The organism is Pseudomonas alloputida (genome assembly GCF_021283545.2).
GTDB lineage: Bacteria > Pseudomonadota > Gammaproteobacteria > Pseudomonadales > Pseudomonadaceae > Aquipseudomonas > Aquipseudomonas alloputida.
In genome coordinates this window covers 1,617,188-1,630,930 of the sequence record NZ_CP128540.1, presented here as the reverse complement: position 1 = coordinate 1,630,930, position 13,743 = coordinate 1,617,188, and the positions used below count along the sequence as shown (strand labels likewise).

Annotated in this window: 15 protein-coding genes; 10 read left to right on the top strand and 5 right to left on the bottom strand. The window is 64.0% G+C overall.

Translation table 11 applies throughout. The features are described 5' to 3' along the window. Positions 1–11: 11 nt before the first annotated feature. Positions 12–872: a PHP domain-containing protein gene (locus LU682_RS07535; RefSeq protein WP_010955187.1), complete on the bottom strand. Its 861-nt coding sequence runs from the start codon at positions 870–872 to the stop codon at positions 12–14. 67 nt (positions 873–939) lie between these two features. Between LU682_RS07535 and LU682_RS07530 the strand changes: the two genes are divergently transcribed. The 5 genes from LU682_RS07530 to LU682_RS07510 all read left to right on the top strand — a co-directional run bounded on the left by LU682_RS07530 (position 940) and on the right by LU682_RS07510 (position 4,654). Then, positions 940–1,533, top strand: a complete 594-nt coding sequence (locus LU682_RS07530) for a septation protein A (protein ID WP_010955188.1) — start codon at positions 940–942, stop codon at positions 1,531–1,533. Between the two features lies 1 nt (position 1,534). Continuing rightward, complete coding sequence (locus LU682_RS07525) at positions 1,535–1,834, top strand: YciI family protein (RefSeq protein ID WP_003254549.1); 300 nt, start codon at positions 1,535–1,537, stop codon at positions 1,832–1,834. Positions 1,835–1,998: 164 nt separating this feature from the next. Next, positions 1,999–2,676, top strand: a complete 678-nt coding sequence (locus LU682_RS07520) for a response regulator transcription factor (RefSeq protein WP_003254551.1) — start codon at positions 1,999–2,001, stop codon at positions 2,674–2,676. Between the two features lie 162 nt (positions 2,677–2,838). Beyond that, positions 2,839–3,255, top strand: a complete 417-nt coding sequence (locus LU682_RS07515; protein ID WP_010955189.1) for a Spy/CpxP family protein refolding chaperone — start codon at positions 2,839–2,841, stop codon at positions 3,253–3,255. A 58-nt stretch (positions 3,256–3,313) separates the two neighbouring features. After that, complete coding sequence (locus LU682_RS07510; RefSeq protein WP_010955190.1) at positions 3,314–4,654, top strand: sensor histidine kinase; 1,341 nt, start codon at positions 3,314–3,316, stop codon at positions 4,652–4,654. Between the two features lie 130 nt (positions 4,655–4,784). Here LU682_RS07510 and LU682_RS07505 read toward each other — a convergent pair whose 3' ends face one another. Continuing rightward, the gene (locus LU682_RS07505) at positions 4,785–5,342 is read right to left on the bottom strand and encodes an NAD(P)H nitroreductase (RefSeq protein WP_010955191.1); all 558 of its coding nucleotides are present in this window, start codon (positions 5,340–5,342) and stop codon (positions 4,785–4,787) included. A 102-nt stretch (positions 5,343–5,444) separates the two neighbouring features. Between LU682_RS07505 and LU682_RS07500 the strand changes: the two genes are divergently transcribed. Then, positions 5,445–6,899 carry a TrkH family potassium uptake protein gene (locus LU682_RS07500; RefSeq protein ID WP_010955192.1) on the top strand — a complete coding sequence of 485 codons (1,455 nt, stop codon included), beginning with the start codon at positions 5,445–5,447 and terminating at the stop codon, positions 6,897–6,899. On the opposite strand, the gene LU682_RS07495 is transcribed toward LU682_RS07500, so the two are convergent. Then, complete coding sequence (locus LU682_RS07495; protein WP_010955193.1) at positions 6,856–7,917, bottom strand: AraC family transcriptional regulator; 1,062 nt, start codon at positions 7,915–7,917, stop codon at positions 6,856–6,858. The genes LU682_RS07500 and LU682_RS07495 overlap by 44 nt on opposite strands. A 153-nt stretch (positions 7,918–8,070) precedes the next feature. Between LU682_RS07495 and LU682_RS07490 the strand changes: the two genes are divergently transcribed. Beyond that, on the top strand, positions 8,071–8,382 hold the full coding sequence (locus LU682_RS07490; RefSeq protein ID WP_003254563.1) for an Mpo1-like protein: 312 nt from the start codon (positions 8,071–8,073) through the stop codon (positions 8,380–8,382). A gap of 38 nt (positions 8,383–8,420) precedes the next feature. Here the strand turns inward: LU682_RS07490 and LU682_RS07485 are convergent, their stop codons facing one another. Continuing rightward, positions 8,421–9,218 (bottom strand): UDP-2,3-diacylglucosamine diphosphatase, encoded by a 798-nt coding sequence (locus LU682_RS07485; RefSeq protein WP_003254566.1) that lies wholly within the window; start codon positions 9,216–9,218, stop codon positions 8,421–8,423. Between the two features lie 127 nt (positions 9,219–9,345). On the opposite strand from LU682_RS07485, the gene LU682_RS07480 reads away from it, so the two are divergent. Together LU682_RS07480 and LU682_RS07475 are read left to right on the top strand one after the other, a co-directional pair. Then, positions 9,346–10,113 carry a helix-turn-helix transcriptional regulator gene (locus LU682_RS07480; protein ID WP_010955194.1) on the top strand — a complete coding sequence of 256 codons (768 nt, stop codon included), beginning with the start codon at positions 9,346–9,348 and terminating at the stop codon, positions 10,111–10,113. Positions 10,114–10,294: 181 nt separating this feature from the next. Beyond that, positions 10,295–11,185: a DMT family transporter gene (locus LU682_RS07475; RefSeq protein WP_060489458.1), complete on the top strand. Its 891-nt coding sequence runs from the start codon at positions 10,295–10,297 to the stop codon at positions 11,183–11,185. On the opposite strand, the gene LU682_RS07470 is transcribed toward LU682_RS07475, so the two are convergent. Next, complete coding sequence (locus tag LU682_RS07470) at positions 11,186–11,467, bottom strand: Rdx family protein (protein WP_010955196.1); 282 nt, start codon at positions 11,465–11,467, stop codon at positions 11,186–11,188. A 67-nt stretch (positions 11,468–11,534) separates the two neighbouring features. On the opposite strand from LU682_RS07470, the gene LU682_RS07465 reads away from it, so the two are divergent. After that, on the top strand, positions 11,535–13,721 hold the full coding sequence (locus LU682_RS07465; RefSeq protein WP_020191240.1) for a patatin-like phospholipase family protein: 2,187 nt from the start codon (positions 11,535–11,537) through the stop codon (positions 13,719–13,721). The last annotated feature ends 22 nt before the right edge of the window (positions 13,722–13,743 follow it).

Here is a 13,743-nt window from a genome sequence, read left to right as displayed (position 1 = left end):
AATCGTCCTGTTCATAGCGCCAAAGGCTGTTCATGGCTGAATCGACGCCACAAAGGTGGCAGATCCTCGGGCAAAGGCCGATAGGCACCGATCTCGCCCCAGGTGCCGGGGCCGTGGAAGTCACTGCCAGCGCTTGCCAGCAGGCCGAACTCACGGGCAAGGATGGACATGGTGCCCACTTGCTCAGCAGGCATCATCCCGTTGACCACTTCAAGCGCCTGCCCTCCTGCCTGAATATAGTCGGCAATCAGCCGCCTGCGCTTGCTGCGGGTCAGGTCGTAGTGCATGGGATGCGCCAGGCTCACCCAGGCATTGGACTGCCTCAGCGTGGCAACGGTTTCGTCGAGCGTCGGCCAGTGCTGCTTGACGTCGCCCAGCTTGCCGGCGCCCAGCCACTTGCGAAACGCTTCACCACGGTCCTTGACGTGCCCGGCCCGCACCAGATACTCGGCAAAATGCGGGCGCGCCGGGGCGTTGCCGCTGTCACCCAACTCGTGCTGCACGGCGCGCGCGCCTTCGAGCGTGCCGGGCATGCCCTTGGCCGCCAGCCGTCTGTCGATTTCTTCGGCACGCAGCCAGCGGCCGTGGTGCAGCGCTTGAATCGCCGCCAGCAGTGGCGGTGCGTCGAGTGGGAAGTCATAACCCAGCACATGGATGGTCGCGCCGCCCCACGTGCAGGACAGCTCCACCCCGCTGACCCAGCGCATACCCAGGTCAACGCAGGCCTGGCGCGCTTCGGGCAGGCCTTCGAGGGTGTCATGGTCGGTCAGTGCCAGCGCTTGCACCCCGTGCTCATGAGCCCGGGCAACCAGTACCGAAGGCGACAGGGCGCCGTCGGAGGCCGTGCTGTGACAGTGCAGATCAACATTCATAGAGGAGCGCTTTCGCTGGATTCGATGTTTGTTATTATGCCGTCACATCCCGATTCTGGCTGCCATTGTGAAACAATTCATCGATTTCATCCCGCTGCTGCTGTTCTTCATCGTCTACAAGCTCGACCCGCGCCCCATGGAAGTCGCCGGCCATCACTTCGAATTTGGCGGCATCTACAGCGCCACGGCCATGCTGATCATCAGCTCGCTGGTCGTGTACGGCGCACTGTTCCTGCGCCAGCGCAAGCTGGAGAAGGGCCAGTGGCTGACGCTGATCGCCTGCCTGGTGTTCGGTGGCCTGACCCTGACCTTTCACAGCGAAACCTTCCTCAAATGGAAAGCCCCCGTCGTGAACTGGCTGTTCGCCCTGGGTTTTGCCGGCAGCCACTTCATCGGCGATCGGGTGCTGATCAAGCGCATCATGGGCCACGCCCTGACCCTGCCTGATGCCATCTGGACGCGCCTGAATCTGGCCTGGATCGCTTTCTTCCTGTTCTGCGGCGCGGCCAACCTGTTCGTCGCCTTCACCTTCCAGGACTTCTGGGTGGACTTCAAGGTGTTCGGCAGCCTGGGCATGACCGTGATCTTCCTGGTGGCGCAAGGCGTGTACCTGTCGCGCCACCTGCACGATGACCCTTCTACCTCCAAACCCAAGGATTGACATGCTCTACGCCATTATCGCCAGCGACGTCGCAAACTCCCTGGAAAAGCGCCTGGCCGCCCGCCCGGCGCACATCGAACGCCTGCAGCAGCTCAAGGCCGAAGGCCGCGTGGTGTTGGCCGGCCCGCACCCGGCCATCGACAGCAACGACCCGGGCGAAGCGGGTTTCAGCGGTAGCCTGATCGTTGCCGAATTCGAATCGCTGGCGGCGGCGCAGACCTGGGCCGATGCCGACCCGTACATCGCTGCCGGCGTGTACGACAAGGTTGTGGTCAAGCCGTTCAAGCAAGTACTGCCTTGACCTGAGACGGCACGGCCTTCTTCGCTACACAAACCTTCGGATCTGTGCCATCACCCGCGAAGAGGGCCACGCGGCACCAGCAGTTATACTCAGGCCATCAGTCTGCGGTATCTTTGCCACTGGCGGGCCGAATCACCGCCGTCAATGGTTGAATTGAGTGAGTCATGAGCGAGCTGTTACTGATTGATGATGACCAGGAACTGTGCGAGCTGCTCGGCAGCTGGCTGACCCAGGAAGGGTTTTCCGTGCGTGCCTGCCACGATGGGCAGAGCGCACGCCTGGCCCTGGCCGAGCATGCCCCTGCTGCTGTGGTACTGGATGTGATGTTGCCCGACGGCAGCGGCCTGGAGCTTCTCAAGCAGCTGCGCAGCGAGCATGCCGAGCTGCCGGTGCTGATGCTTTCAGCCCGCGGCGAGCCGCTGGACCGCATTCTCGGCCTGGAACTGGGCGCCGACGACTACCTGGCCAAACCCTGCGACCCGCGTGAGCTCACTGCCCGCCTGCGCGCGGTACTGCGCCGCAGCCACCCCACCGCCACGACCAGCCAGATGGAACTGGGTGACCTGGTCTACAGCCCTGCGCGGGGCGTGGCCAGCATCGATGGCCGCGAAATGACCCTGACCCTGTCCGAAAGCCGTATTCTTGAAGCGCTGCTGCGCCAGCCCGGCGAGCCGCTGGACAAACAGGAACTGGCGCAGATCGGCCTGGGCCGCAAGCTGACCCTGTACGACCGCAGCCTGGACATGCATGTCAGCAACCTGCGCAAGAAGATCGGCCCCCACGCCGATGGCCGGCCACGCATAGTGGCGTTGCGTAGCCGTGGCTATTACTACTGCCTGTAAACACACCGGGGCCGCTGTGCGCCCCCCTTGCGCGGCACAAGGCCGTGGCTGCACCGACCCATCATCTTTACTTTGCCTTTACCATCCCCTGACTGCGCTTGACGGTGATCTCCCTAGACTGTGCTCATCCGGTAATCACCGGCCTATGAAAGGAGAGACACCATGCGCAAGACCCTTATCGCCCTGATGTTCGCTGCCGCTTTGCCGACCGTAGCCATGGCCATGCCAGATGGCGGCCCGCGCCACGACGGCCCGCATCATCGCGGTGATGCGCCTTTCCACCAACTGGACCTGAGCCGCGATCAGCGCCAGCAGATCGGCAAGCTGATGGGCGAGCAAATGCAGCAGCGCCGCGACATTACCGAGCGCTACCTGTCCAAGCTGCCGGCCACCGACCAGAAAGCCATGAAGGATGAACTGCAAGCCAACCGCGACAAGACCGACAGCGCAGTGCGCAAGTTGCTCACGGCTGACCAGCAGAAGAAGTTTGACGAACTGCAAAAAGAACGCGCCGCCAAGAAAGCCGAGTGGCAGGAGTTCCAGGCCTGGAAAGCTGAAAAAGGCGCCAAGGCCCAGTAAGCTGTCCGCCCCATGCCCGGCCCGCATCACTGCGGGCCGGGCTTTTCCCGTTTAGGAGGTGCACTTGCGTTCACTGTTCTGGCGCATCCTGGCCAGTTTCTGGCTGGCCATCACCCTGGTCGCAGGCCTGTCGATCCTGCTGGGGCACATGCTCAACCAGGACGCCTGGATCCTCAGCCGTCACCCGGGCCTGAATACCCTGGCCAGCAAGTGGACCAAGCACTACGAGCAGGAAGGCCTGGAGGCGGCCCAGCACTTTCTGGAACGACGCAAGAACCGCTACAAGATCGACGTGCAGGTGCTCGACGATAGCGGTGAAGCCGTGGTGCCCGGTACCTTCCCACGCCGTGCGGCAGCCCTCGAAGCGCGCCAGCACAATGACCAGCGGCGCTTGCCATGGCGCCGGCTGACCGAGGAATACACCAGCCCCGACACCGGCGAAACCTACTTGCTGATCTACCGCATCCCTCACCCGGCGCTGGATGCCTGGCACCGCGAGAGCCTGCTTTGGCCGCTCAGCGCACTGGGCATTGCCTTGGTCGTGCTGACCCTGTTCAGCCTGCTGGTGACGCTGTCCATTACCCGCCCGCTAAGCCGCCTGCGCAGTGCCGTACACGACCTGGGCCAGACCACCTATCAGCAGAACAGCCTGGCACGGCTGGCAGCGCGGCGCGACGAGTTTGGCGTGCTGGCCAAGGACTTCAACAAGATGGGCGCACGCCTGCAAAGCACCATTGGCAGCCAGCGCCAGCTGCTACGCGACGTGTCCCACGAACTGCGCTCGCCACTGGCCCGGCTGCGCATCGCCCTGGCCCTGGCCGAACGCGCCGAGCCTGAGCAGCGGCAAGCGCTGTGGCCGCGCCTGACCCGCGAATGCGACCGCCTGGAAGACCTGATCAGCGAAATCCTCGCCCTGGCCCGGGTGGATGCCGAACAAGCCCATGCCGAACCGGTCGACCTCAATGCCCTACTCGGCAGCGTGCGCAAGGACGCCCTGCTGAGCGCGCCGGATCAGGACGTGCGCCTGGAGGCGCAGCCAGGTTTGAGCTTGCAGGGTTGGCCAACGCTGATCGAGCGTGCCGTTGACAACCTGCTGCGCAATGCCCTGCGCTTCAACCCGGCGGGCCAGCCGGTCGAGGTCAGCGCCGCGCGCGAGCAGGACCGCATCGTGATCAGCGTGCGTGACCATGGGCCTGGGGCGGCAGAGGAGCACCTGGCGCAACTGGGTGAGCCGTTCTTCCGCGCGCCGGGGCAGGAAGCGCCGGGGCATGGCCTGGGGCTGGCGATTGCGCGCAAGGCAGCGGAGCGCCATGGCGGTAGCCTGATGCTGGAGAATCATCCACAGGGTGGGTTTGTGGCCAGGCTGGAGTTGCCCTTGGCTGGAGCGGCAGGCAGTTGATGGGGTGCAAAGGCGCCAGGCCTCTTCGCGGGTAAACCCGCTCCTACAGGGGATGTGGATGCTGTTGTAGGAGCGGGTTCACCCGCGAAGAGGCCGGATGCCTTGATGCATGAATCAGCCCAAGGCCAGGTTACTCACCCCAGCTACTAACGAAATCAGCCGTTTCCAGCACCGGCGCCGTCCGCGGCTCGGTCAGCGGCGTACCGACATACAGGTAGCCGATCAGCTCCTCGTTCTCGGCCAACCCCAACCCCTTGTGCACATGGGCATCGAAGGCCATGTCACCGGTACGCCACACCGCGCCGATCCCCTGCGCGTGCGCAGCAATCAGAATACCGTGCGCCGCACAGCCCGCCGCCAGGCGCTGCTCGGACTTGGGCACCTTGAAGTGGTCCTGCAACCTGGCCACCACCACGATCAGCAACGGCGCCCGCAGCGGCATCGCACGGGCCTTGTCCAGTGCAGCCTGGCTGGCATCGCCCTTGTGCTGCACGGCTTCGGCGAACAGCTCACCCAGCTTCTCGCGGCCCTGGCCTTCGATGGTAAGAAAACGCCACGGCCGCAGCTGGCCGTGATCCGGGGCGCGCAGGGCAGCCTGGAACAGCGCCTCGCGCTGGGCGGCATTGGGCGCCGGGTCGGTCAGGCGTGGCACGGAAACACGGTTGAGCAATGCGTCGAGAGCCTCCATCGGCTACCCTCCTGGCAGGTGAATGTGCGGCCATTCTAGCGTTTACATCACCAGACCCATAGGTAGAATGGCGCCCTTCCGTTTCGAGTCTGAGCAGATCACATGGCGTTGCCGACCTTAAGGATCATTGGTTTCATCATCGGCATCTTCCTGATTACGCTGGCCGTGAGCATGGCCGTGCCCATGGCGACCCTGGTGATCTTCGAGCGCACCGGTGACATGCCGTCGTTTCTCTGGTCGAGCCTGATCACCTTCATCGCCGGCCTGGCCCTGGTGGTGCAGGGGCGCCCGGAGCATGTACACCTGCGCCCGCGCGACATGTACCTGCTGACCGTCAGCAGCTGGCTGGTGGTGTGCGTGTTCGCCGCGCTACCGTTCCTGCTGACCCAGCACATCAGCTACACCGACGCCTTCTTCGAAAGCATGTCAGGCATCACCGCCACTGGCGCCACCGTGCTCAGCGGGCTCGATAACATGTCGCCGGGCATCCTCATGTGGCGCTCGATGCTGCACTGGCTCGGCGGTATCGGCTTTATCGCCATGGCGGTGGCGATCCTGCCGCTGCTGCGCATCGGTGGCATGCGCCTGTTCCAGACCGAATCGTCCGACCGCTCGGAAAAGGTCATGCCGCGTTCGCACATGGTCGCCAAGTCCATCGTGGGGGTTTACGTCGGTTTCTCGATACTCGGCGCGCTGGCCTTCTGGTGGGCGGGCATGAGCCCGTTCGATGCAATCAACCATGCCATGTCGGCTATCTCTACCGGCGGTTTCTCCACCTCCGACCAGTCGTTGGCGAAATGGGATATCCCGGCCGTGCACTGGGTTGCAGTAGTGGTGATGATCATGGGCAGCCTGCCGTTCACCCTCTACGTAGCCACCCTGCGCGGCAACCGCAAGGCGCTGATCCGCGACCAGCAGGTGCAAGGCTTGCTGGGCATGCTGGTGGTCACCTGGCTGGTGCTGGGCACCTGGTACTGGTACAGCACCAACCTGCACTGGCTCGATGCCCTGCGCCATGTGGCGCTGAACGTGACCTCGGTGGTCACCACCACCGGCTTCTCCTTGGGTGACTACAGCCTGTGGGGTAACTTCTCGCTGATGCTGTTCTTCTACCTGGGCTTCGTTGGCGGCTGCTCCGGCTCGACCGCAGGCGGCATCAAGATTTTCCGCTTCCAGGTGGCATACATCCTGTTGAAGGCCAGCCTCAACCAGCTGATTCACCCGCGCGCGGTGATCAAGCAGAAATACAACGGCCATCGCCTCGACGAAGACATCGTGCGCTCGATCCTGACGTTCTCGTTCTTCTTCGCGATCACCATCTGTGTCATGGCGCTGCTGTTGTCGCTGCTGGGCGTGGACTGGATGACCGCGCTGACCGGCGCCGCCGGCACGGTTTCGGGTGTAGGCCCGGGCCTGGGTGAAGTGATCGGCCCGTCGGGCAACTACGCCACGCTGCCTGACGCGGCCAAATGGATTCTGGCGGCCGGCATGCTGCTGGGTCGCCTGGAAATCATCACGGTGTTGGTGTTGTGCATGCCGGCGTTCTGGCGTCACTGAGCACTTCGCCTTCCGCGCCCAGGCGGGCGCGGTACTCGCTGGGCGTGGCATCGAACCAGCGACGGAACGCCCGATAGAAGTTGCTGGGGTCGGCAAAGCCCAGCAGGTAGGCGGTTTCCAGCAAGGTCATGCCCGGCTGGGCCAGGTATTGTTCGGCCAGTTCGCGACGGGTGTCGTCAAGCAAGGTCTGGAAGCTGGTGCCTTCCTCCTGCAGCCGCCGTTGCAAGGTGCGCTGCGACAGGTGCAGGGCCTGGGCCAGGGTTTCGCGCTTGGGCTCACCCTGCGGCAGGATGCGGCACAACACCTGGCGCACGCGGTGGCTGACCCGGCTTTCGGAGAAGCGTGCCAGGTACTCGCCGGCAAACCGGTCGTGCAGCACCGCCATGGCCTCGTTGGCGGTCGGCAGCGGCGCCTCCATGTCGGCCCGCTCGAACACCAGCGCATCATGTGGGGCGCCGAACACCAGCGGCGAATGGAACGCCACCTTGTAAGGCTCGACATTCTTCGGCTGCGGCCCCTGCACCAGGACCCGCCGCGGCTGGACCGGCCGGCCACTGAGCCATTTGCAAAGCGCCAGCGCACAGGCCAGCGACGCTTCGGCGCTGTGCCGGGTTGGCGGCAGGTGGTCGCCGTGCACGGTCAGAATCAGCGAATAGCCCTCGGGGCCGAGGACGAAACTGAGGTCGGAGCTTTCGGCGATGATGCGCTGGTAGCGCACCAGGCGCTCGAAGCCCTCGGCCAGGGTGCGGCTGGACATCAACGCATAGCCCACCACATGGAACGACGCCGGGCGGACCACCCGTGCCATGTTCAGGCCGATGGCCTCATTGCCTGACAGCTCCACCGCCAGTTGCCATAGGCGGGTCATGGAGTCTTGCGGAAAACGTGCGTCGGGATCGTCGAGGGCGGCAAAGTCCAACCCCAATTGCTTGAACATGGCTCTGCAATCCAGCCCTTCCAGTTCAAGTGCCTTCACGATCCCTGATGCCCAACTGGCTGACGTTGTTCTTTCGCTCATGACAGGCTTCTTTTACCAACCGCTCCTGCGGTGAACCCCAAGGATACTCATTTGGCGCCTATTGTCACTGGTAGGCCCCGTCAGTCACTCTAGACTCGAATCAGGCTCCACGCCGTGTATCTTGTCCAGAAGTATTAATCCCGGAGCACTGCCATGAACAGCACAGCGCAGTTTCGCAGTTTTGCCGAGTTCTATCCGTACTATCTGGGGGAGCACAGCAACCCCACCTGCCGCCGCCTGCACTTCGTCGGCACCAGCCTGGTGATAGCGCTGCTGGCCTACACCATTGGCAGTGGCAAATGGTTGCTGCTGCTGGCCGTGCCGGTGTTCGGCTATGGCTTTGCCTGGGTCGGGCACTTCTTTTTCGAGAAGAATCGGCCAGCGACCTTTACCTATCCGCTGTACAGCCTGGCCGGGGATTTCGTGATGTTCCGGGATATCCTGCTAGGCAAGCTCAGGCTGTAAGCATCTGAGGCCGCTTGGCGGCCCCCTGCCCTCGAGCCTTAAGCCGGCTCGCGCAACGCCGCCACGGCCTGCGCTTCGGCCAGCCGATACAGCTCGACACTGCCGTCCCAATGCTCGATCAGGGCCGTGCACGACTCCACCCAGTCCCCGCAATTGAGGTAGTCCACCTCACCCACCTTGCGGATCTCGGCATGATGGATATGCCCGCACACCACCCCGTGAAAACCACGGCGGGTGCACTCATGGGCAATGGCGTTCTCGAAGTCGCTGATGAAGTTCACCGCGCCTTTCACCTTGTGCTTGAGGTACGCCGACAGCGACCAGTAACCATAGCCATACCGCGCACGCCAGTGGTTGAGCCAGCGGTTGAGCACCAAGGTGAATTCGTAGGCGCGGTCACCCAGAAACGCCAGCCAGCGGTGGTAACGGGTAATCACATCGAACTGATCACCATGGACCACCAGCAGTCGGCGGCCATCGGCTGTCAGGTGCTCGGCCTCGTCTACCAGCTGAATGTTGCCCAGAATCAACTTTGAGTAGCGGCGCAGGAATTCGTCATGGTTGCCGGTGACGTAGATCACCTCGGTACCGCGCTTGCTCATGGTCAGCAGCCGGCGAATCACGTTGGTGTGGGCTTGCGGCCAGTAGATCCCGCCGCGCAGCTTCCAGCCATCTATGATATCGCCCACCAGATAGACGCGATCAGCCTGGTAGCCCTTGAGAAACTGCGACAGGTGTTCGGCCTGGCAGTCGCGGGTACCCAGGTGCACGTCGGAGATCCACAGGGTACGCACGCGTTGCTTGCGCGAGGGGCGGGACAGTTCGGCATGGCTCATGGGCAGGCTCCGGCGCAGTTTGCTGGAGACTGGCAGGCACACATGACAGCGCCATGGCAAAACGGTGACGAGTGATGGCGTGCAGGGATTGAGGCACAATGGGCGCCTGCCCTGCGAGGAAGCCCCCATGACCGCCGGCCCGATCCTCTCGCTGCGCCATTACCGCGACAGCCTGATCGCCCATAGCCACGAACACCCGCAACTGGTGTTCGGCCTGCGCGGCCGCCTGGAGTTCGAGGTCCAGGGACATGGCGCCGGCATCGATCGCCAGGGGCTGATCGTGGTCCCGGCGGGTGCTCATCACACGTGCGCCAGCGATGCCGGCAGTGATTGCCTGGTGCTTGATGTGCCAGGGGAGCCTTGGCTGCGCGAGCACCTGGGCGAGCATGCCGATGCCAGCCGCCGCCTGCTCGACCGCCCGGCCGCCGTAAGCCTGGATGAGCGCCAGCAGCAACTGGTGGACTGGCTGGCGACCAGCCCCGTGCACGACCCGTTGATCGCCAGGCAAGGCGCGGCACTGCTGCTGGCCAGCCTCAACGCCACGGCGGCAGCCAGAGTGCACCCCAGCCAGCGCCTGCCCTACAGCGCCTTCGATGCGCATATCGAACAGCATGCTGCCTACCCGCTGCAGGTTGCCGACCTGGCACGCATCGCCGGGCTGTCCATTGCCCGGCTGCATGCGCGATTTACCGCGGAGTGCGGGATGACTCCGATGGACTACATTCGCCAGCGGCGGTTGCTCAAGGCGCGGCGGCTAATCGTGCAGACCGTGCTGCCGATGGGCGAAATTGCGGCGCAGGTGGGGTATAGCTCGCAAAGTGCCTTTTCAGCGGCGATGCTGCGGGCGTTCGGGTGTACACCTTTGGCTTTGCGGCGAGAGTCTGGCGATAACTGACAGCAGTCTTGCGACAGAATGTGTTTGCCTGAGGCTTTACACTTTGCCTTTGCCGGCCCCTTCGCGGGTAAACCCGCTCCTACAGGATGCCCCCGCCTGAATGTTGTGCAAAACCTGTAGGAGCGGGTTTACCCGCGAAAGGGCCGGCACTGCCTGTAGAGATCTCCATCAAGGACCCACCATGAACCACCGCACCGCCCTCGGCGCACTGCACATTGGCGCGCTGTTCTTCGGCCTTACCGGCGTCTTCGGCAAACTGGCCACCAGCGCCAGCCCGGCGATCATCGTCTTCGGTCGCGCCACCTTCGCCGTACTCGCGCTGGCCCTGTTCGCCAGCCTGGCCGGTCCGGGCTGGCAACGCCTGAGCAGCCAGGATGCGCGCCGCCTGCTGCTCGGTGGTGTGCTGCTGGCCGGCCACTGGGTCAGCTTCTTCATCGCCGTCAAAGTGGGCGGCGTAGCCATCGCCACCCTCGGCTTCGCCAGCTTCCCGGCCTTTACGGTGATCCTCGAAAGCCTGCTGTTCCGCGAGCGTATCCACCGTAACGAAGCCGTCTTGGTCGTGCTGGTCAGCATCGGCCTGATACTGGTCACACCAGCATTCGACCTGGCCAGCGAAGCCACCGGCGGCCTGCTCTGGGCACTGCTCTCGGGCCTGCTGTTCTCGCTGCTGTCACTGACCAATCGGGCCGGCTCCGGCCGTTTGCCTGCAGTACAGGCCGCACTGTGGCAAAACCTGGTGGTGGGCCTGTGCCTGCTGCCGTTCGCAGCGCCCGGCCTGGCCGACGTTGCGGCCCTGGACTGGCTGTGGATCGCCCTGCTCGGCATCTTCTGCACGGGTGTGGCGCACAGCCTGCTCGTCGCCAGCCTGGCGGTGATCAAGGCGCGCACCGCCGCGGTCGTGTTCGGCATGGAGCCGGTCTACGGTATTGCCGTGGCCTGGGCAGTGTTCGCCGAAACCCCGACCGTGCGCATGCTGCTGGGCGGCGCGCTGATCATCTTCGCTATCGTGCTGTCCAGCCGTCTGGCTGCCGAGCAACCGCCCAGGCAGCGACCACTGACCGAGGGCGCCTGATCAGCGGTCGTTGTGACCAAGATCACGCTGCGGGTCGACCTGGTCGCGCACCCGCTGCTTCAGTACCTTCGCTTCGGGGAAACCACCGTCGGCCTTGCGCTCCCAGATCTGCACGCCATTGCAGGTGATGCGGAAGATACCCCCGGTACCCGGCTCCAGCGCTACCCGGCCAAGGTCGTCGGCAAAGGTGCTGAGCAGTTCCTGAGCCAGCCAGGCAGCACGCAGCAGCCACTGGCACTGGGTGCAATAGGTGATGACGATTTCCGGCTTGTGGTTAGCCATGGTGAAACATCTCCAGGTAAGGGGCCGCTTATACTATCGGTCTTTAGCCCACGGTTTGAGACTCACGATGCGCCGTTTGCTGTTCTGTTTTCTGCTCGTCCTTACCTCGCTTACGGCAATCGCTGCGGAACCCGCCAGGCCCAAGGTCGGCCTGGTGTTGTCTGGCGGTGCGGCCCGTGGCCTGGCCCACATCGGCGTACTCAAGGCGCTGGAGGAACAGGGTGTGCGCATCGACGCCATCGCCGGCACCAGCATGGGCGCGGTGGTCGGCGGCCTGTACGCCTCGGGCTACAGTGTCGAAGAGCTGGAAAAACTCGCGACCACCCTTGACTGGCAACAGGCGCTCTCCGATGCACCGCCCCGCGAGGATGTGCCGTTCCGGCGCAAGCAGGATGACCGCGACTTTCTGGTCAAGCAGAAGCTCAGCTTTCGCGACGACGGCAGCCTGGGCCTGCCGCTGGGTGTGATTCAGGGCCAGAACCTGTCACTGCTGCTGGAAAGCAAACTGGCGCATACCGCCGATACCCGCGACTTCGACAAGCTGCCCATCCCCTTCCGCGCCGTGGCCACCGACATCGCCAGTGGCGAAAAAGTCGTATTCCGCCGTGGTCACCTGCCCCAGGTAATCCGCGCCAGCATGTCGATCCCCGCCGTGTTCGCCCCGGTCGAACTGGACGGCCGCCTGCTGGTCGACGGCGGCATGGTCGACAACATTCCGGTGGATGTGGCCCGCGAAATGGGCGTGGACCTGGCCATCGTGGTCGACATCGGCACCCCGCTGCGCGATCGCAAGCAATTACTGACGGTGGTCGACGTGCTGAATCAGTCGATCACTTTGATGACCCGGCGCAACTCCGAAGAACAACTGGCCAGCCTGCACCGCGACGACATCCTCATCCAGCCATCGCTGACCGCCTTCGGCGTGACAGATTTCGGCCGTGCCCGCGACATGATCGACGCCGGTTACCGCGCCACTCGCCTGCTTGACCCGCGCCTGGCCGCCCTGCGCCAGCTCGAGGGCGACGCCAGCCTGGCCGTGGCCCGCTCGCCGCGCCAGCGCACGCCGGTAATTACCGCAATCCGGATCGAAAACGACTCCAAGGTCAGCGATGATGTGATCCGCTCGTATATCCGCCAGCCGATCGACGCACCGCTGGAACTGGACCGCCTGCAGACCGACATGGGTACGCTGTATGGCCTGGACTACTTCGACAGGGTGCAGTACCGCGTGGTGCACAAGGGCAACGACCACACCTTGGTGATCAACGCCCGCGGCCGACGCGGCGGCACCGACTACCTGCGCCTGGGCCTGAACCTGTCCGATGACCTGCGCGGCGACAGCGCATTCAACCTGGGCGCCAGCTACCGGGTCAACGGCATCAACAGCCTTGGCGCCGAATGGCTGACCCGCGGCCAGATCGGTGACCAGCAAGCGCTGTACAGTGAGTTCTACCAACCCCTGGATGTGGGCTCACGCTACTTCATTGCGCCGTATCTGGACCTGGGCTCGCAGAACATCGAAGCCACCCTGGACAACGACCCGGTCGCCGAGTATCGCCTGGAGCGCTACGGTTTTGGCCTGAACGTAGGCCGGCAGATCGGCAACAGCGGGGAAGTGCGCCTGGGCGTGGGCAAGGCCTGGGGCGAGGCCGAGGTGCGCATCGGCGACCAGGACCTGCCCAAAGTCAGTTTCAACGAAGGTTTCTACGAGCTGAAGTACTCGTTCGACACCCTCGATAACGTGTACTTCCCGCACCATGGCGAGGACATCGGCCTGACCTTGCGCAAATACGACAAGTCGCTGGACTCCGACCAGGATTACCGGCAGTGGCTGTTCACCCTGGACAAGGCCATCAGCAGCGGGCCGAACACGTTCGTGCTGGGTGGGAGCTACGGGCGCACGCTTGACGATACCGAAGTGGTGACGTCGAGCTTCGTGATGGGCGGGGCGCGACAGCTGTCAGGCTTCCGCGAGGACTCGGTATCGGGGCAGAACGCGAGCCTGCTGCGCATGGTCTATTACCGCCGGCTGACGCCGCGGGCCTATGTGCCGCTGGACTTCCCGCTGTACATCGGCGGCTCGCTGGAGCGTGGGCGGGCGTGGAACAACGACAACGAATTCGACAGTGGGTACATCAATGCGGCGAGCATCTTTCTGGGGCTGGATACGCCTCTAGGGCCACTGAACTTCAGCTACGGCGCCAACAGTGCGCATGAGCAAGCGGTGTACCTGAACCTTGGGCACACCTTCTGAGGCTTGCACTGCACCTGCATCG